Source organism: Luteibacter sp. SG786 (assembly GCF_011759605.1).
Lineage (GTDB): Bacteria > Pseudomonadota > Gammaproteobacteria > Xanthomonadales > Rhodanobacteraceae > Luteibacter.
Genome location: NZ_JAAOYX010000001.1, coordinates 2,557,007 through 2,575,121, shown reverse-complemented (window position 1 = coordinate 2,575,121; position 18,115 = coordinate 2,557,007). Strand labels below are relative to the sequence as shown.

Sequence of the window (18,115 nt, the reverse complement as noted above, 5' to 3'; positions counted from 1 at the left end):
GCGAAGACCATGACCCGCATCCTTATCGTCGGCAACCACACCTGCGGGAATCGCGGGGACTGCGCCATCCTGCGCGGCCTGCTGGAATGCCTGGAAGATGCCCTGCCCGGTTGCCGCATCGACGCGACCAGCCGTTTCCCCGTCAGTTCGGAATACCTGCTGGGCCGCCCGTTGCTTCCGGACGTGTTGAACGCATATTACCTGGCGGCCGCGAAGAAGCCTTTCGGCACGCTGCGCGCGAAGCTGCTGCGCCGCTGGGTGCCATGGCTGCTGCACGCGCACCTGCGGAAGCGCTGGTGGAGCCGGTGGATTCCGCTGCCGGCAACCCACCGGGAGTTCATCGCATCCCTGGCGGCCTACGACGTGGTGATCCAGGTGGGGGGTTCGTTCTTCGTCGATCTCTACGGCGCCACCCAGTACGATCTGGCGAGCTGCGCGCTGCTCGCAGGACGGCCGGTCTACATGCTGGGGCACAGCGTCGGGCCGTTCCAGCACGCTTTCTTTCGCCAGGTCTCCCGCGACGTGATGGCGCGGGTCGAGGCGCTGGCCCTGCGCGAGGAAGTCAGCGCGCGCTACATGCAGGACGCCGCCATCCCACAGGAAAAGCTGCGCTGGACGTCGGACACCGCATGGCTGGTGCATCCCGGGGCGCCCGTGACGGTGGACACGGCAAGACCCACGGTAGCGGTGACCTTCCGCGAACTCGCGCCCTTCGACAAACGCCTGGGCGTCACTCAGGAGCAATACGAGGCGGCATTCGCGGAACTGCTCGACGCGGTCATCGAGGCCGGCTTCCACGTGCGCGCGTTTTCCACATGTACGGCCATCGACGGCTATCCGAAGGACGACCGGATGATCGCCCTCAAGGTGCGTGCCCGCCTGCGCCATCCCGAAGCCTTCGAAGTCGAGATGGACGAGCTGAACGACGTGCAGCTCGGAAGGCAACTGGGCGCGTGCGTGCTCACCATCGGCACCCGTCTGCACAGCGCGATCGTCTCCATGAATTTTGGCACCCCTTCCGTGGCGCTGAATTACGAACACAAGTCGGAGGGGATCATGAAGCGCCTCGGCATCGACGAACTGGCGGTGCCCGTGCACTCGTTGCTGGACGGCACGCTGCGCGACAAGGTGCTGTCCCTGCTCGGCGATACCGGACTGCGGGCGCGGGTAGCCGCCGCCGTGGCCCGCGAGAAGGCATTCGCGCGCGAATCGCTGCTCGCCACGCTCGCCATGGGGTCCTGAACATGACGGTGCTGTTCGTCCTCGCCGAGTTCCCGAAGTATTCGGAGACCTTCGTCATCGACCAGATCGTCGGCCTGCTCGAACGGGGCTTCGACGTTCGGATCCTCGCCGTCAACCACGGCGCCGAGCCGATGCCCGGCGACGCCGTCAGCACGCACGGCCTGATCGAACGCACCACGTTCATCTTCCCCCGCAAGGCCGGTGCCGGCGCCGGATGGCAGGTGGCCCTGCAACGTGCCCGCGAGGTGTTGCCCGGCCTGCCGCGAGCTCGCGTCCGCCGCGCACTCTCGGTGCGGCGTTACGGCCATGTCGCGAAGAGCCTAGCGCTGGCCGGTGCGGCGCGCCGGCTGCGCGAACCGATCAAGGCCGGCGCCATCGTCGCGCACTTCGGCCCCACCGGAGTGCTTGCGGCACACCTGCGTTCGCTCGGCCTGCTCGACGGCCCGCTGTACACCGTGTTCCACGGTTACGACCTGTCGCAGTACAAGGTGCTCGATCGGCACCTGCGGGACTATCGACGGCTATTCGCCACAGGCGAGGAAATGCTGCCCATCAGCGCGCTGTGGAGCCGCAAGCTGATGGCGCTGGGCTGCGCCCCGGAAAAGATCCACGTGCACCGCATGGGCGTGGATCTGGACAGTTTCCGTTTCAGTCCCCCGCAGGACCGGGTGCCCGCGCCTACGCGCCCGCTCCGCGTGCTCAGCGTGGCACGCCTGGTGGAGAAGAAGGGCATCGCATACCTCTGCGACGCCGTGGCCCAGCTTGCCTGGCGACGGGTGCCGGTGGAGTTGGAAGTCATCGGCGACGGCCCCCTGCAGGCCGACCTCGAACGATTCGTCGCGTCGAAGTCGCTGGAGGGCTGCATCCACATCCGGGGACGGAGAGACAAGGCGTACGTGCAGGCCGCTCTCGCGCACGCCGACGTGTTCGCGCTGCCCAGCGTCACCGCGGAGGACGGCGACCAGGAAGGCATTCCGGTGTCGCTGATGGAAGCGATGGCCAGTGGCGTTCCCTGCCTCTCCACCGTGCACAGCGGCATACCGGAACTGATCGAGGACGGCCGCTCCGGCTGGCTGGTGCCTGAGCGCGACGTGGATGCGCTGGCCGACAGACTGGCGGGCATCCAGCGCGGCGACTACGACCTTCCCGCCATCGCGCGCCGTGCGCGCCACACGGTGGAAACGCATTTCAACCAGAGCCGGCTGCACGACCAGCTCGCTGCTCGTCTGGCCTAGGAGACAAGCGCCATGCCATCCGCCAGACGCGACGCCCTCTGGACTGCCGGTTCCACCATTGTCAGCGCCGCGAGCCAGCTGCTCCAGATCGCCGTGCTCGCCCACCATGTGGACGCGCATCTGCTCGGCGCGCTCGCGATAGTCAACGTGGTGAACGCGATCGCCACGCTGCTGCAGGACATGGGCCTCAGCAGCTATCTCGTGCACCGCCAGGACATCACCCGCCGCGAACGGACCTCGCTTTTCATGATCAGTGCGGGACTGGGAGCCGCCTCCGCGCTGGTGCTGTTCGCCATCTCCTACCCCATCGCCGCCTTCTACGGTTCGTCGCAGCTGGGCGAACTGCTGCGGCTTTCCACCGTGAACTTCGTGCTGCTCGGGTTGGCGGCGCAATACCAGGCCAGCCTGATCAAGTCGTTCCGGCTTCCACGGCTGGCCCGCATCGAGGTCTTCGGCCGCCTCAGCGGGCTCGTCACTCTGCTGGTACTGGTACTGGTCTTCGGCGCGTCGATCGAAGCGGCGGTCTACGCGATGATCGTGAACAGCCTGGTGCGGCTGGTGTGTTTCGTGTTCGTGGCCGAACGCGACTGGCATCCCGGTGGCGGCTTCGATCGTGCCATCGTGCGACAGGCGTTGCGTTATGGCGCCTTCCAGCTGGGCTCGCAGGTGATCAACCAACTGCGCAGCCAGGCCGATCAGATCATCCTCGGCAAGTTCCTCGGCCTCGCTGCGTTGGGCGTCTATTCGCTGGCCAAGGAGCTGGTGCTCCAACCCACGAAGCTGATCATGCCCGTGGTCCAGCGCCTGGCCCTGCCGCGTCTCGCCACGCGGCAGGGTGATCCACTGGCCTTGCGCGATCTTTACCTCGCCGGCCTGCGCCTGGTATCGGTGGCCGCCGCCGGGGTGTTCATCATGCTGGCGGTGTTCGCCCCCGCCGCCGTGACCATCCTTTACGGGCGACGGTATGCGGGCGTTTCGGGCCTCATTCCGCTCATGCTGCTCTTCGGCATGCTGCGCCCTCTGGGTTCGCTCATCGGCGCGCTCAGCCAGAGCCTGGGTCGTTCGGACATCGAGTTCGGCTGGAACCTGAAGATCTGCGGCGTGGCCCTGCTGGTGACGGTCATCGGCGCGTACTCGGGCTCGTTGCAGGTCATGGCAGTGGCGCTCGCGGTCAGCCAGGTGCTGGCGACGGTTCTTTCCTATTACTTCTTTTCCTCGAAGATCATCGACATCACGGCTCGTGAATTCTTCGGTTCGTGGATGGTCGAGAGCTTCGTGCCCTATGCCTTCCTCATGCTGGCGGTGGTCCTCTATCCCGGCGAGGACTGGAAGGCCAGTGTGGTCCGCTTCCTTCTGGTGACGCCGGCCCTGCTCTGGGTCGTCTGGCGGAACCGGGACACCTGGCTCTCCCGAATCGCACAGCCGGCAGGTGCCTGATGATGGACACGACCGTACCCCTGGTAAGCGTCTACGTTCCCACGCGCAATCGTTCCACCCTGCTGCGGCGGGCGCTCGACTCGGTGCTGGAGCAGACCTGGCCGAGGATCGAGATCCTGGTATGCGACGAAGCCTCTACCGACGACACGCCCGAGGTACTCGCGTGGTACGCACGCCGTCATCCGGGCAAGGTCATCGTGCTGCGCAACGACACGCCGCAGGGCGCCTGCAGCGCACGCAACCGTTGCATCGAGCAGGCCTCCGGCACGTATGTCACCGGTCTGGACGACGACGACTTCTTCCACCCCCAGCGCATCGAGTGCCTGGTCGATCTGTACCGCCGTCACAAGCCATCGTTCGCGTGCAGTCGATTCCGCTACTTCCAGTCGGTGGCCGACGTGGCGGCGCTGCGCGACCGCATGCACGGCGAGGCGGAACTGGCCAGGGCGGACAGGCTGGATCTGCACGCCCTGCTGTACGCCAATCTCGCGGGCAACCAGGTGCTGACCGAGCTGTCGCGCATGCGGGAACTGGGCGGCTTCGACGAGAGCATGCCCGCCTGGCAGGACTACGACATGTGGATCCGGCTGGCGGAGCGCTTCGGCCCCGCGGTACGCGCCCGCAGCCTTCTGTCGTTCGTGGACGATGATCGCTCCCGCGCACGCATCCGCAACTCCAGCAAACGGGCCGAGGGCAGCGGGCGCTTCATCGCCAAGCACGAGCGCCTGATGAATGCCGATCAGCGGCGCAACCACCGGAACATCCAGTACGTGATGAACCGGGAGCGGCCGCCGCTGGCCGAGATCGTGCGCAATGTATCCCTGGGGGGCTACAAGTCGACCGTGAAGCTGCTGCTGCACAAGTTCTTCGGCGTGGCGATCGGATGAAGATCAACAAAACGCGCGCCGCGGCGGTTACCCTGATGGCCATGCTCTTCGTGCAGGTTCCCCTGACGCACAGCACGGCCAGCAAGTCGCACGTGAATGTCTACCATCTCCTCCTCCTGCTGATGCCGGTGCTCTACTTTCCGGCGCTTCGCTATCTCAAGCTGAATCCGGCCACCGCGTTCATTGCCACCCTGGCTGCCACGTCGCTGGGGGCCGCCGCGGTCTATGGCGGCGGCATGCGGTCGACGCTGGTGGTGTTTGTCGCCGCTTCGTACTTCCTCGGAAACGTATTCGGGCGAAAGCTGCCGGACCTGGACCTGCGCCGCATCTTCGTATGGATCCTGGGCTGCTGCATCGTGTTCATCGTCGTGCGCGATGCGGTGTACGCCGGCCAGCTCGGTGCGGTGTACGCCCGCACCGAGGGTGCCTCCAGTGTTCTCTACATGTCCACCGGCGGTCGCAACATCGAGGCCAGCCTGCTTGCCCTGCTCTCCATACTCCTCCTCGGCACCCGCGCCTACCCGATAGCGGCGGGCATCGCCTTCCTCACCAGCGCGACCATGCTCTCGCGTGCCGGCCTGGTCGGAGCCGCGGTATCCATCGGCATCGCCGCGTACCGGGCAAGGAAAACCCGGTCGTATTACTTCCATACCTTCATCGGTATCGCGGCGGTCGTGCTGGTCGCGGGGCTCGTGCTGTCCTCGGTGGTGGATATTCCGGTGCTGGACCGCTTCAACCTGCAGGCGGAAACCCAGCTCGAACACAAGAACGTGGGGCGCCTGGCCCTCTGGAACAGCGCCACGCTGGCGCTCGAACATAATCTGTTCGGCTACGGCGTAGGCAACGGCGTGCCCCTCATGGAGCAGATCTCCGGTCTGACCTTCGTCGAGAACAACGTCCACAACATCTACCTCCAGTTCCTGCTCGAAGGCGGTATCCAGTCGTTGCTGCTCTTCCTGCTCATGGTGGGGCATATCCTGCTTCGGCCGGCCGAAGGGCAGCAACGCAACATCAAGGCCTTCCTGCTCCTTTACCTGATGCTGGCATTCATCGAGTTCAGCGGCTACGAGGCGTATTTCTGGTTCTTCGTGGGTATGTTCTATGCGCGGGACGACATGCATCGTGCCCGCCTACGGCAAACAGCGCGCACCAGGCGCGAAGCCCTCCCTACGGTGGCACACCATGCTTGACGATTTTCGCGCCGACGTGCGCCGGTACAAATCCATGCCGGGCTACCGTGGGATGCTCTGGTGGATGCTCGACCAGTCGTTCTGGGTGATCCTGTGCTACCGCCTGATCGCGACGGCGCGGGGAACGCCTCTGCACGCGCCGCTACGCGTCTTCGAGAAGCTGGCCGAGTTCGTGCACAAGTGCTACCTGCCTACCACGGCCACGATCGGCCCCGGGCTCGTGATCTACCACGCCTTTGGGGTCATCGTGAATGGCAAGACGACCATCGGTGCGAACTGCACGCTCTATGCCCGTGTGTGCATCGGCAACCGCTGGCCCGGCGACGGCACGCCGGTCATCGGGAACAACGTCACCATAGGTACCGGAGCATGCATCTTCGGACCGGTAGTCATACCGGACAACTTCGTGGTGAAGGCCAATGCCGTCATCACCCCCTCCTCCCCAACCACGCCCCCAGCTGGAGCATCGTCATGAGCGAGGCCGATGTGAGATTGTCCATTGTCATCATCACCTGGAACGAGCTGGGCAACCTGGAGCGCTGCCTGCGCTCCCTGCTGGACAAGGTGGATTTTTCGCGCGACGAGGTCATCGTCGTCGACAACGGCTCCACCGATGGCAGCGCCGAGTTCGTCGCCACCCTGCCGCAGATCCGTTATTTTCCGCTGGAACGCAATTTCGGCGTGGGTCCCGCACGGAACCGCGGGCTGTTCCTCGCCCGTGGCAAGTACTGCATGACGCTGGACAACGACACCATCTTCCTCACCGACGACCCGGGCAGCATCGTGGAGGACTTCTTCCTGTCGCATCCCGACGCGGGCGTGGTGGGCTTCGAACTGCTCAACGTCGACCGGAGCCGCCAGGATTCCACGCGACGCTTCCCCCGCTTCTACCAGCCGATCGCGGCGCGCGTTCCGTTGAGCCGGCGGCTCGGCTTCGTGCGCCGCGAACTGGAGCGGCACCTGATGCTCGACACCCGCTTCGACGAAGGCAACGACCCGATGGAAGTCGATTACGTGCTGGGTGCCAACCAGACCTTCACCAAGGAAGTGGCCGCCCTGCTGATGGGCTATGACGATCGCATCTTCTTCGGGCCGGAAGACGCGGAGTTCTGCGTGCGCACCCGAAAGATGGGGCTGCGCAACTACTACAGCCGCAGGATCTCCGTGATCCACGACTACAAACGCCGCACGCGCAAGTTTTCGAAGCTCACCTTGAAGCACCTGGCCGGATTCGCCTACATGCTGAGGAAGCACGGTGGCGTCTACCGCTACTCCATGAGCGAGCGCCGCTGAGCCGGAGGTCGCCATGGATCGCCGTACGTTCCTCCGGCAGACGACCAGCGCCCTGATGCTGGCGTCCTTCCTGCCACGCGAGACGTTTGCCGCCGCCTCGTCGACGGGAAGGCACTACTACATCGACAGCGCCATGGGCGACGACGTACACGACGGAAGCAGCGCCACGAAGGCCTGGCGCAGCCTAGGAAAGTTGAACCAGACTGCTTTCGGTCCGGGTGACCGGATCTTCTTCAAGCGCGGCGGAGCCTATGCAGGCGTGTTCGCCCCGAAGGGATCGGGACGCGCGGGCGCGCCGATCGTCGTCGACGCCTATGGCGACGGCGACGCCCCCCACTTGCACGCGGACGGCAGCGCCGCATCCACCGTGGTCCTCCGCAACGTCGAGTACTGGACACTGCGCAACCTGGCCATTTCCAACCGTGGCCCGCAACCGGCGCCGCGAAGGACGGGCATTCACCTGCTGCACGAGGACGTGGGCATCGTCCACGGCATCGCCCTGCAGGGCCTGCACATTCACGATGTCAACGGTTCGCCGGTAAAGAAGGACGGCGGAGGCAGCGCCATTCTCGTCGAGACGAAGGGCAGGAGCCGCCCGACCCGACACGACGGTCTTGCCATCGAGAACAACATGATCGAACGATGCCAGCGCGACGGCATCCTGTTCCTGCGTGCCGGCAGCCGCGGCGGTGGACTCGCCACCGGTGTGGCCGTTCGCGGCAACCGCATTCGAGCGGTGCCCGGCGACTGCATCCTGGTGAAGGGCTGCCACGGTGCCCTCGTGGAGCGGAACACGGTAAGCGAATGCGGCACCCTCCCCCCCGGCGAGGCCGCCGCAGGCATCTGGCCGTTCGACTGCGACGACACGCTTATCCAGTACAACGAAGTGAGCGGCCATCGCGCCCCGGCCGACGGGCAGGCATACGACGCCGACTTCCAGTGCCAGGGCACGATCATCCAGTACAACTACAGCCACGACAACGTCGGCGGCATGGCGCTGGTCTGCAACGACGGCCGCGATACCCAGGGCATCGGCAACCGCGGCACCATCGTGCGCTACAACGTCAGCATCAACGACGCACTGCGCAAGACCGGCAGCGCCTCGCTGCGCATCTCCGGCCCGGTGGACGGGAGCCAGATATACAACAACATCATTATCATTCCCGACAAGCCCGACGCGGATTCGCAGGTGACCGTCTTCAAGGCCACGAGTTGGAGAGGCGTTCCCAACGGCACGGCCATCCATGACAACATCGTGGTGGCGCCGCGGGCGCCCGGCATCGACATGAATCTGGCCACGCAGACGCGCATGGCCGAAAACCACGTCTACGCCGAGGGAATGTCGGGAACACCATCCGGCAACAGGCAGATCCTGGAGCGCTTCAGGACCTACCGGCCAACGCTCGCCGAAGCGAACGCGCTGGTGAAGGCCTGCTTCGCGAACGGCAAGCCCGTGCCCGACGCCCTGCAGCGCATCGCCAGACTGGCCTGATGCCGCTCGCGCCGGGTCAATAGCGCGGCTGGAGATGCCAGCGCCACGCGCTATCGAGGATGTCGTCGAGCACACCGATCCTCGGCTGCCAGCCGAGCGTGCGGCGCGCCTGGAGACTGGACGCGACCAACGTGGGTGGATCGCCCGGCCGGCGCGGGGCGATCGCGTGCGGCACCTCGCGGCCCGTGACGCGCTGGGCCGCAGCGATGACCTCGCGAACGCTGAAACCTTCGCCGTTACCGAGGTTGAACGTGAAGGCGCCTTCGTTCTCCTCGAGGAATTCGACCGCCAGCAGATGCGCGGACGCCAGATCGTTCACGTGGACGTAGTCACGCACGCACGTGCCGTCGCGCGTGTCGTAGTCGTCGCCGAACACCTTGAGTCCCGGCCCGTTACCGAGCACCGCCCGCAGCAGGTTCGGAATGAGATGGGTCTCGGGGTGGTGCGACTCGCCAATGGCGCCGGAGGGGTCCGCACCGGCGGCATTGAAGTACCGCAGGGCAACGGAGCGCAGGCCGTACGCGCGGTAAGCATCCGCCAGCACGCGCTCGATCATCAGCTTGCTCTGCCCATACGGGTTGATCGGATCGGTCGGGTGGGTCTCGTCGATGGTGTCGCTGCGCGGATTGCCGAACACGGCGGCCGTAGACGAGAACACCAGCCGCTGGATCCCGGCCTCGCGCATGGCGGCCAGCAGCATGAGCGTATTGGCCACGTTGTTGCGGTAGTACTGGTACGGATCCAGGACCGATTCGCCGACCAGCGAGCGCGCGCAGAAGTGCATCACCGCGTCGAACTTGTGCGTGGCAAACAGGCGCCACAATGTCACCGCATCGCCGATATCGCCGTGGACGAACGCCACATCGTCGGCCACCGCTTCGCGATGGCCCGTCGAGAGGTCGTCGTAAACCACGACATCGTGCTGGTTCTCCACCAGGTAACGCACCATGTGCGAGCCCACATAGCCCGCACCGCCACAGATGAGAAACTTCAATCGATACCCCGCCGGAGAGTGGATACAGGTGCCTGGTGCCGCTAACTCGCTTTTTCGACTCGTACCTCCACGGCAGGCGCGGTGGCCGTCGGTGCCTCGCTATGCACGAAGCCCTTGAAGATGGTGAGAAAAATGATGCGCAGGTCGAACGCGAGCGACCAATGGTTGATGTAATAGAGGTCGTACTCGATGCGCTTGACGAGGTCCGTGTCGCCACGCCAGCCATTGATCTGGGCCCATCCCGTGATGCCGGCCTTCACCAGGTGCTTGTGCATGTATCCGGCAATCTCACCCTTGAACTTCTCGACGAACATCGGCCGTTCCGGTCTCGGTCCGACGATGGACATGTCGCCGCGCAGCACGTTGATGAACTGCGGCAACTCGTCGAGGCTGGTCTGCCGAATGAAGCGTCCGAAGCGGGTCGTGGTCTTCGCCTGCGCATTGCCCCACTGCACGGCCTTGTTCTTTTCCATGTCCACCGGCATGGAGCGGAACTTCAGCATCTCGAATTCCTTGCCATCCAGGCCGACGCGGCGCTGCCGGTACAGCACGGGGCCGGGGCTCGACAGCTTCACGCCGATCGCCAACGCCAGCATCAGGGGGCTGATCATGAGCAGGATCGCGGCCGCTATCGCTCGATCCTCCACCGCCTTGAGCAGCCAGGCATGGCCGAGCAAGGGACTGTCCCGCAGCGTAACCAACGGCATGCCACCGCAATCGACCATGCGCTGGTTGATCAGCTGCCGCCCCAACATGTCCGGCACGAACTTGACGGTGATCACCCGCTCTTCCATGCGGTCGAGCGCATAACCGATCGCGCGGTGTGCGCTCACCGGCAGCGCCACCAGCACCTCGTCCCATTCGCCCCGATCGAGAATCTCGTCGATATGCCGTAGCGACCCGGCGCAACGCACGCCCTCCGGAACGCCCTGGTCGTGGCTCGTGGAGACGTAGGCACCGATCGTCATGCCCAACGCCGGGTTGGCCTTGGCCTGACGAACCATATGCAGGCCGGACTCCGTCGCGCCGATAAGCAGGCAACGCCGCAGGCCCACGCCCCGACGCCGCAGATACCACAGCGTAGCGACGGCCAGTTGCCGCACGGCTGCCATCAATGCGAGCCCGAGGAAAAATGTGAGCGTGACCCATCCGCGCGAATACAGATCGCCCACTTTCAGCAGGTAGCCCAGCGCGAGCAACGCCGCGAAGCCGACTGTCCACGATGCGGCAATGCAGCAATATTGCTCATAAGCGCGCTCCCCCATGGGGCGCTCGTACACCCTGAACAGGATCGACGCGGCCAGCGTCGCCAGCATCAGGATGATCAGTGCGACGACATAGAAGCTGCTCATTCGCCATGTGTCGAAGCGAATGAAGTACGCGAGGTAAGCCGCCACGATCGCGCAGATCGGATCGCTCGCGCGAATCTCGAGGTCCAGTAAGGCGTTGAATTTAGACAATTGCATGACAAGCACCTTCTGCCGGAGCGGGACGCGCCAAAGCGGCGAGACTCCCAAGGTACGTGCCCCCACTGTAGGCCCTGCCTGTCTGTCACCGGATCAGGCGGCGGGCCGACACGTTTCGGACCGGACCTTCAGCACAGAAGGCCCGATCTGAGAAATGTCGTACTTATCCAGTCCGACGGCCCATGCTGCATCGCACGCAAAACCTTGCGCAATCCGACAACTGAAAATTTGGGAGTGGTGTCACAAAAACAGTGGTCGGGATCGTGCGTTCAGCTGATTGCCTTGCTTACGGAACACAGTTGGCGGTGAATGCAATACGCACCGCATGCGAGAGAAAGCGTTCATGAACGCGGTGCGCACACGCCCTTTCCCCTTGGAGACAACGCCCATGAGACGTCTATTTGTTGCGTGCATCCTGCTCGCGGTCGCGGCACCGCTTCTTGCCCAGAGCCAGCGTCCGGCGGCAAGCGACGACTCCTCGCAAAACAGCCCCCGCAAGCCGCGCGTGGCCACGCCAAGCCAGGCGCATCAAGCCGCGCGCGGCGCTATCGCACCTGCTCGCGTGGGCGCAGGCACGGCCGCGGTGGCCGCGGCGTCCGGTGCCACCGCGAACGATGCGAACGGCACCGGCAATGACGGTACAGGCGGCACGGGAGGTACGGGCGGCACCGGTGGCACAGGCGGAACCGGCGGCACGGGAGGTACGCACTGAACGACGATGAAGGCGTCTGGCCATCTAGACGTCCGTTCATATTCCCGATCGGTTAATGTTTGATCGGTTTTAGTACGTTGATGGCCTCCTCACGAAGGCGCCACGATCGAAGGACCCCGTAAACGATGAAGTTCCTGCCGACTCTCGGTCTGGCCGGGTGCTGCCTGTTGTTGCAAGCATGCATCCTCGCACCCGGCCAGCACATGAAAACCGGCGAGTTGAACGACAAGGAAAGCGCAACTGGCAGCCGTTACCAGCTTGTTCCCATCACGCCCAAGCTGATTGCCATGGACCGCGCCAGCGCCGTCGCACCCGAGATCGACCCCGCGCTCACCGCGTACAAGCCGGACTCCTACCGCATCGGTCCTGGCGATTCCCTCTACATCACCGTGTGGGAGCATCCGGAACTTACCTCCCCTGCCGGCTCGCAGCAGCAGACCGCGGCGAACGGACGCCTCGTGCGGCCCGACGGCACGCTCTTCTACCCCTACGTGGGCCTGTTGCACGCCTCGGGTCTCACGGTGGAGGAACTGCGCACCGCCATTACGGACAAGCTGACGAAGTACATCGAGAAGCCGCAGGTCGATATCAGCATCGTCAATTTCGCCAGCCAGAAGGTCACGCTGTCCGGCGCCTTTGTGAAAACCGACCCGCAAGACATCACCATAACGCCCCTGACGTTGAGCCAGGCCATCGGCTCCGCAGGCGTCAACGCGCAGCTGGCCGACCTTTCGAATGTGGTCCTCCGGCGCGACAACCACGATTACCACCTCGATCTCGACGCGCTCTCCCGCTCGTCTGAGGGCGGTCGCGACATCTACCTGAAGGGCGGCGACAGCATCTACCTCCCTTATAACGATCGACACGAAGCCTATGTCATCGGCGAGGTGCTCCGTCCCCAGGCCATCGCCTTCAAGACGAGCGACCTCTCGCTCACCCAGGCCCTGGGCCGGGCCGGCGGTCTCAACCAGACGAGCGCCCGCGGCAAGTCGGTTTACGTGATCCGCGGCGTGGAGGACTTCGAGAAGGCTCCTGCGACCATATACCAGCTCGACGGCACCTCGCCGTCGGCGTTCGCGGTGGCCGCGCAGTTCGCGGTGAAGCCCGGCGACGTCGTATTCGTGGGGCCAGCCGGCATCACCCGCTGGAACCGGTTCATCAGCCAGTTGCTGCCCTTCTCCGGGCTGATCAACAACGCAGCCACGGCGCAATACAACCTGGATCGCGACAGCAAGCTCTGAGCGCGTCCGATCCACTCAACTTCAACACTCTACGGGCGACATAAATGAAGGTCACCATATTCGGCACGGGCTACGTAGGTCTGGTCACGGGTGCCTGCCTTGCGGAAATGGGCAATCACGTGGTTTGCGTCGACGTCGACGAGGCGAAGGTCGAAGGGCTTCGCCGGGGCGTGGTTCCCATCTTCGAGCCCGGCCTTGAGCCCATCGTCAAGCGCAACCATGCCTCCGGGCGACTCGACTTCACCACCGACCCCGGCCCGGCCGTCGCACACGGGGAACTGATCTTCATCGCGGTGGGGACACCGCCCGACGAGGACGGCAGTGCCGACATGAAATACGTCCTCGGCGTGGCACGCACCATCGGCGAGCACCTCGACGGTTATACGGTCGTCGTCAACAAGTCGACCGTGCCCGTGGGCACGGCGGACCGCGTGCGCCGCACCGTGAACGATGTGCTGGTGGAGCGCGGCGCGGCGGCCGATTTCGACGTCGTGTCCAACCCGGAGTTCCTGAAGGAAGGCGACGCCGTGGAAGACTGCCTGCGTCCGGATCGCATCGTGGTCGGCTCGTCGAGCGACCGCGCCATCGCACGCCTGCGCAAGCTCTACGCCCCGTTCAATCGCAACCACGACCGCATGGTGGTGATGGACGAGCGCTCGGCCGAACTGACCAAGTACGCGGCCAACGCCATGCTGGCCACCAAGATCAGCTTCATGAACGAGATCGCCAATATCGCCGAGCGCGTCGGTGCCGACGTGGAACTGGTTCGCCAAGGCATCGGTGCGGACCCACGCATCGGCTACCACTTCATCTATCCCGGCGTGGGTTACGGCGGATCGTGCTTCCCCAAGGACGTGCAGGCGCTGGAACGCATCGCGCGCGGCCACGACTACGATGCGCGGCTGCTCGCCATGGTGGAGGCTGTGAACGCCGATCAGAAGACACGCATCCACACGCAGATCTCGGAATACTTCGGCGGCGACCTGAAAGGCAGGACGGTGGCCGTGTGGGGGCTGGCGTTCAAGCCGAACACGGACGACATGCGCGAAGCACCCAGCCGCAAGCTCATGGAGGCGCTCTGGTCCGCCGGTGCGCGCGTGCGCGCCTACGATCCGGAGGCCCGTGCGGAGACTCGCCGCATCTACGGCGAACGCGACGACCTGGTGCTTTGCGACGACCCGTACGATGCACTGAAAGGCGCCGACGTCATGGCCCTGGTGACCGAATGGAAAGCCTTCCGCAGCCCCGACTTCGCGAGGATCAAGGCAGCGTTGAAGAGTCCGGCGCTCTTCGACGGCCGTAACCTCTACGATCCCCGCACCGTGGAAGACGCCGGCATCGCCTACTACGGCATTGGCCGCGGCCGATCCCTGCGGCACTGAGAGCACAGGTCATCGTGCGACGTCGCGCCCAGCCCCTCACGCGTCTGTCGCTGCGCGCTGCCACCCTCGGCGGTGTCTGTCTGCTGCTGACGGCGTTGACGGCATGCTCGTCGGTCTCCCGCGGCAGCCTGGAGTCGCTGCGGCTGGCGATGCGGCGCGAGACGGTGCACCCCACTCCGGCCTCCGTCGCGGCCACGCCGTATTTCCAGATGCAGGCCAACGGACCCGACGGCGAGGCCATTCTCATCCTCGCGCACGTTGCCGACGGGGAACTGGGCTGGTACGGCGCGGGGCGCGATGCGGTGTTCACCCGCGACGGACTCGTGGTGAAGACGGTGGGCCTGCCACAGGACCTGGAGGAAACGACGACCCCTGCCGGCAATCCGTTCCACGACGGATTGCAGCACTTGAGCGCGCCCGTCACGTACGCCCGCCAGGTCGACTGGTCGCCGGGCTACCGCTATGGCATCGCGTTGACGGCGACACTGGAGCCCAAGGCCATCGAGGACGTCGAGATCCTCGGCACGATCCATCGTCTTCGCCGCATCGACGAGCATGTATCCGCGCCGGCGCTGGGCGTGAGCATGACGAACCGCTATTGGATCGATCCGACCGACGGCTTCGTCTGGAAGAGCGTGCAGCATGTCGCGCCGGGACTGCCCCTCGAACTCATTCAATTGCAGCCGTACCGCGAGTCCGCCGCATCCGCAGCCGATGTGACGCCTCCGCCCGCGGCGCCTCCCGGCGACGGTGAGCGGCTTTCCGTTGCCGCGGCCCGGCAGGCGCCCCCTCACGCCTACACCGTCGCCGGCGCATGGCTCCAACCGGGTCTGCGGCGCGAACAGCTTCGCCTCCGGGCCGGTCTCGTGTACGAACTGGGGGCCATCCGCAACAAGGCGCTTGGCGAGGGAGACCTCACGCCCTCTGCGGCCGGCAAGTCGTTCCAGTCGTGGCTGTCGGAGCTTCCCATTACCGGAAGACGAACGGGCGTCTCACTGGATCCGGCCCGCCTCGAAACCGGCCGGGCCAAGGATTGGCCCATGAACACGGGCGACACCCTGGTCTATCCTCGCCGTCCCGACGACGTTCGCGTGGTCGGCGCCGTCGAGAAAGCTTGCCGCGTGCCCCACGTTGCAATGCAGGATGCGCGCCGTTACCTCGCCGCGTGTCCTGCGTCCGCCGCAGCCGATCCGGACATCGTATTCGTAGTGCAGCCCGACGGCTCCGTGTTCGAGCAGGGCGTGGCCCTGTGGAATCGCGACCCGCCCCGGCCGCTCGCGCCGGGAGCCTGGATCTACGTTCCCTTCGACAGGCATGCCATCGCGGGCGCGGCGGACGATGCGTTCAACCGGGACGTTGCCGCCTTCCTTGCCACGCAGGTGCCTGGCGATGGCGGTGGCCCCTGATGCGGCGCCGCGCATGGCACGGCTGCTGCCGCACCGCGCTCGCGTTGCTCGCCGGGGGCACATCCGTGGCTCACGCCCAGGAAGCCTTCACGCAGAGCGACTTCGGCGGCGTGGGACTGTTGCAGACACCGACCGCGCGCATGGCGGAGGAAGGCGAGTTCAGTTTCGTGCTGAGCCGCACGACGCCCTATACGAACTACAACGTTTCCATGCAGCCGTTGCCATGGCTGGAGGGCTCATTCCGCTATACGAATGTCAGCAATCGCCTCTACGGGCCACGTTCGCTCAGCGGGAGTCAGACCTACAAGGACAAGTCCATCGACGCCAAGGTGCGCCTGTGGCAGGAGAGCCGCTGGCTGCCCGCGGTGGCGGTCGGCGCGCGCGACGTCGGCGGCACGGGCCTCTTCTCCAGCGAATACGTGGTGGCGAGCAAGCGCGCTGGCCCGTTCGATTTCAGCCTTGGCCTCGCATGGGGTTACATGGGCGCGCGCGGTGATATCGGCAATCCGCTGGACATCCTGAGCGACCGCTTCAGCACCCGGCCCACGGGCGGCACGGGAACCGGCAAGTTCAGCATCAACAAGTTCCTGCGTGGCCGGCCAGGTTTCTTCGGCGGCGTGGAGTACCGCTCGCCATGGGACTGGCTGATCCTCAAGGCGGAACTGGATGGCAACGATTACAAGCATCAGCCACAGAAGAACAACCAGCCGCAACGCTGGCCGGTGAACCTGGGCGCGGTGTTCCGCCTCAACCGCAATGTCGACCTCACTGTCGGCTATGAACGCGGCAACGTGGTCACGGCTGGCCTCAACCTGCACAGCAACCTCGCGACGCATGTCGATCCACCGAAGACCTTCGATCCCGCACCCGAGCCGCTGGCCACCGCTGCGCCTCCGCCCGAAGTTCCGGCACCGCAACGCGCTGCGCCGGAACAGGTCGACTGGCCCGCGGTGGCCGACAGGCTTCGCGAGAACGCGGGCATCGACGTGTCGCGCATCGGACGGCGCGGCTCCGAGCTCGTGATCCACGGCGAGCAGCAACGGTTCTTCTACACGGCCGAGGGCGTCGGCCGCGCCACCCGCATCGTCGACCGCCGCGTGGACGACAGCATCGGATGGCTGACCGTCTCCAGTGAACGCAACGGGCTGCCCATCGTGGAAACCAGTGTGCATCGGCCGCGATTCGTCGAACTGCTGGACGACCGGCTTCCGCTCGCCGACTTCCGCCGAAGCGTCGAGCAAGACCCGGTGACCGCGCGCGAGGAAGAGGTCCTCTATCGAGCGCCGCTCAAGCGTTTCACCGGTGGCACGTCACTCGGCTACCAGCAGAATCTCGGTGGCCCTGACGCGTTCGTCCTCTACCAGGTGTACGGTGCGGCTTCGGGCACCTTCAACTTCAACCGCAATCTGTGGCTCGACGGCGTGCTCGCCGTCAACCTGGCCAACAACTACGACAAGTTCAAATACGACGCCCCGAGCAACCTTCCTCGCGTGCGCACCGACCTTCGGCAGTACCTGACCCGTTCGGACGTCACTCTCCCCAATGTCCAGCTCACCGGGACGCGACGCCTCGGGCAGGATCTTTACGGTCTGGCGTACGCCGGCATGCTGGAGAGCATGTACGGCGGCGTCGGCGGCGAGGTGCTCTACCGTCCCTTCGGCGAGCGATGGGCCGTGGGCGCCGATGTGAACTGGGTGAAGCAGCGCGGTTTCCGGCAGGATTTTTCCTTGCGCCGTTACCACGTGATCACCGGGCAGGCCACGGCCTATTTCAATACCGGCTTCCACGACGTCACGGTGGCGGTGAGCGTCGGCCGCTATCTTGCCGGCGACTGGGGCAGCACGGTGGACGTGTCGCGCGAGTTCGCAAATGGGGCCAGGATGGGCGCCTATGCCACGATCACCAACAAGTCCGGCAGCGCCGGATACGGCGAAGGCAGCTTCGACAAGGGCATCTACGTGTCCATTCCCTTCGACATGCTGTTGCCGCATTCCTCGCGCAGCCGCGCCACCCTCCTCTGGCAGCCGCTGATACGAGACGGCGGCGCGCGCCTCAACAAGCGCTACACCCTGTATACCCTCACGAACGACCTGGACGGCGACCTGTTCGACAAGAACCTGGAGAAGATCCGCGAATAG

15 protein-coding genes are annotated in these 18,115 nt (G+C 65.3%); 13 read left to right on the top strand and 2 right to left on the bottom strand.

Features of this window, described 5'->3' with window-relative positions:
• The first annotated feature begins 9 nt into the window (after positions 1 to 9).
• The 8 genes from wcaK to FHS47_RS11600 are packed head-to-tail and all read left to right on the top strand — an operon-like array spanning position 10 to position 8,776.
• Positions 10 to 1,242, top strand: a complete 1,233-nt coding sequence (wcaK, locus tag FHS47_RS11635) for a colanic acid biosynthesis pyruvyl transferase WcaK (protein WP_167027328.1) — start codon at positions 10 to 12, stop codon at positions 1,240 to 1,242.
• 2 nt (positions 1,243 to 1,244) lie between these two features.
• Complete coding sequence (locus FHS47_RS11630; RefSeq protein ID WP_167027326.1) at positions 1,245 to 2,477, top strand: glycosyltransferase; 1,233 nt, start codon at positions 1,245 to 1,247, stop codon at positions 2,475 to 2,477.
• A 12-nt stretch (positions 2,478 to 2,489) separates the two neighbouring features.
• Positions 2,490 to 3,914, top strand: coding sequence for a lipopolysaccharide biosynthesis protein (locus tag FHS47_RS11625; protein WP_167027324.1), 1,425 nt, complete (start codon positions 2,490 to 2,492; stop codon positions 3,912 to 3,914).
• Positions 3,914 to 4,801 carry a glycosyltransferase family 2 protein gene (locus FHS47_RS11620; protein ID WP_167027322.1) on the top strand — a complete coding sequence of 296 codons (888 nt, stop codon included), beginning with the start codon at positions 3,914 to 3,916 and terminating at the stop codon, positions 4,799 to 4,801. The genes FHS47_RS11625 and FHS47_RS11620 overlap by 1 nt, the downstream gene beginning before the upstream one ends.
• The gene (locus FHS47_RS11615) at positions 4,798 to 5,991 is read left to right on the top strand and encodes an O-antigen ligase family protein (RefSeq protein WP_167027312.1); all 1,194 of its coding nucleotides are present in this window, start codon (positions 4,798 to 4,800) and stop codon (positions 5,989 to 5,991) included. The genes FHS47_RS11620 and FHS47_RS11615 overlap by 4 nt, the downstream gene beginning before the upstream one ends.
• A complete protein-coding gene (locus FHS47_RS11610) occupies positions 5,984 to 6,466 on the top strand; it encodes a DapH/DapD/GlmU-related protein (RefSeq protein ID WP_167027309.1) in 483 nt (160 codons plus the stop codon). The genes FHS47_RS11615 and FHS47_RS11610 overlap by 8 nt, the downstream gene beginning before the upstream one ends.
• Positions 6,463 to 7,284 (top strand): glycosyltransferase, encoded by an 822-nt coding sequence (locus tag FHS47_RS11605; protein WP_167027306.1) that lies wholly within the window; start codon positions 6,463 to 6,465, stop codon positions 7,282 to 7,284. Before FHS47_RS11610 ends, FHS47_RS11605 begins: the two co-directional genes overlap by 4 nt.
• Before the next feature lie 13 nt (positions 7,285 to 7,297).
• Positions 7,298 to 8,776, top strand: coding sequence for a right-handed parallel beta-helix repeat-containing protein (locus tag FHS47_RS11600; RefSeq protein ID WP_167027303.1), 1,479 nt, complete (start codon positions 7,298 to 7,300; stop codon positions 8,774 to 8,776).
• Positions 8,777 to 8,792: 16 nt separating this feature from the next.
• Here FHS47_RS11600 and galE read toward each other — a convergent pair whose 3' ends face one another.
• Together galE and FHS47_RS11590 are read right to left on the bottom strand one after the other, a co-directional pair.
• On the bottom strand, positions 8,793 to 9,770 hold the full coding sequence (gene galE, locus FHS47_RS11595; protein WP_167027300.1) for a UDP-glucose 4-epimerase GalE: 978 nt from the start codon (positions 9,768 to 9,770) through the stop codon (positions 8,793 to 8,795).
• A 41-nt stretch (positions 9,771 to 9,811) separates the two neighbouring features.
• The gene (locus tag FHS47_RS11590; protein WP_167027297.1) at positions 9,812 to 11,236 is read right to left on the bottom strand and encodes an undecaprenyl-phosphate glucose phosphotransferase; all 1,425 of its coding nucleotides are present in this window, start codon (positions 11,234 to 11,236) and stop codon (positions 9,812 to 9,814) included.
• Between the two features lie 388 nt (positions 11,237 to 11,624).
• Between FHS47_RS11590 and FHS47_RS11585 the strand changes: the two genes are divergently transcribed.
• The 5 genes from FHS47_RS11585 (at position 11,625) to FHS47_RS11565 (ending at position 18,115) form a co-directional block, all read left to right on the top strand.
• Positions 11,625 to 11,948 carry a hypothetical protein gene (locus tag FHS47_RS11585; protein ID WP_167027294.1) on the top strand — a complete coding sequence of 108 codons (324 nt, stop codon included), beginning with the start codon at positions 11,625 to 11,627 and terminating at the stop codon, positions 11,946 to 11,948.
• A gap of 125 nt (positions 11,949 to 12,073) precedes the next feature.
• A complete protein-coding gene (locus FHS47_RS11580; protein WP_208381919.1) occupies positions 12,074 to 13,189 on the top strand; it encodes a polysaccharide biosynthesis/export family protein in 1,116 nt (371 codons plus the stop codon).
• A gap of 44 nt (positions 13,190 to 13,233) precedes the next feature.
• Positions 13,234 to 14,571 carry a UDP-glucose/GDP-mannose dehydrogenase family protein gene (locus FHS47_RS11575; protein ID WP_167027291.1) on the top strand — a complete coding sequence of 446 codons (1,338 nt, stop codon included), beginning with the start codon at positions 13,234 to 13,236 and terminating at the stop codon, positions 14,569 to 14,571.
• Positions 14,572 to 14,585: 14 nt separating this feature from the next.
• On the top strand, positions 14,586 to 15,977 hold the full coding sequence (locus tag FHS47_RS11570) for a YjbF family lipoprotein (RefSeq protein ID WP_167027288.1): 1,392 nt from the start codon (positions 14,586 to 14,588) through the stop codon (positions 15,975 to 15,977).
• Positions 15,977 to 18,115 carry a YjbH domain-containing protein gene (locus FHS47_RS11565; RefSeq protein WP_167027285.1) on the top strand — a complete coding sequence of 713 codons (2,139 nt, stop codon included), beginning with the start codon at positions 15,977 to 15,979 and terminating at the stop codon, positions 18,113 to 18,115. Before FHS47_RS11570 ends, FHS47_RS11565 begins: the two co-directional genes overlap by 1 nt.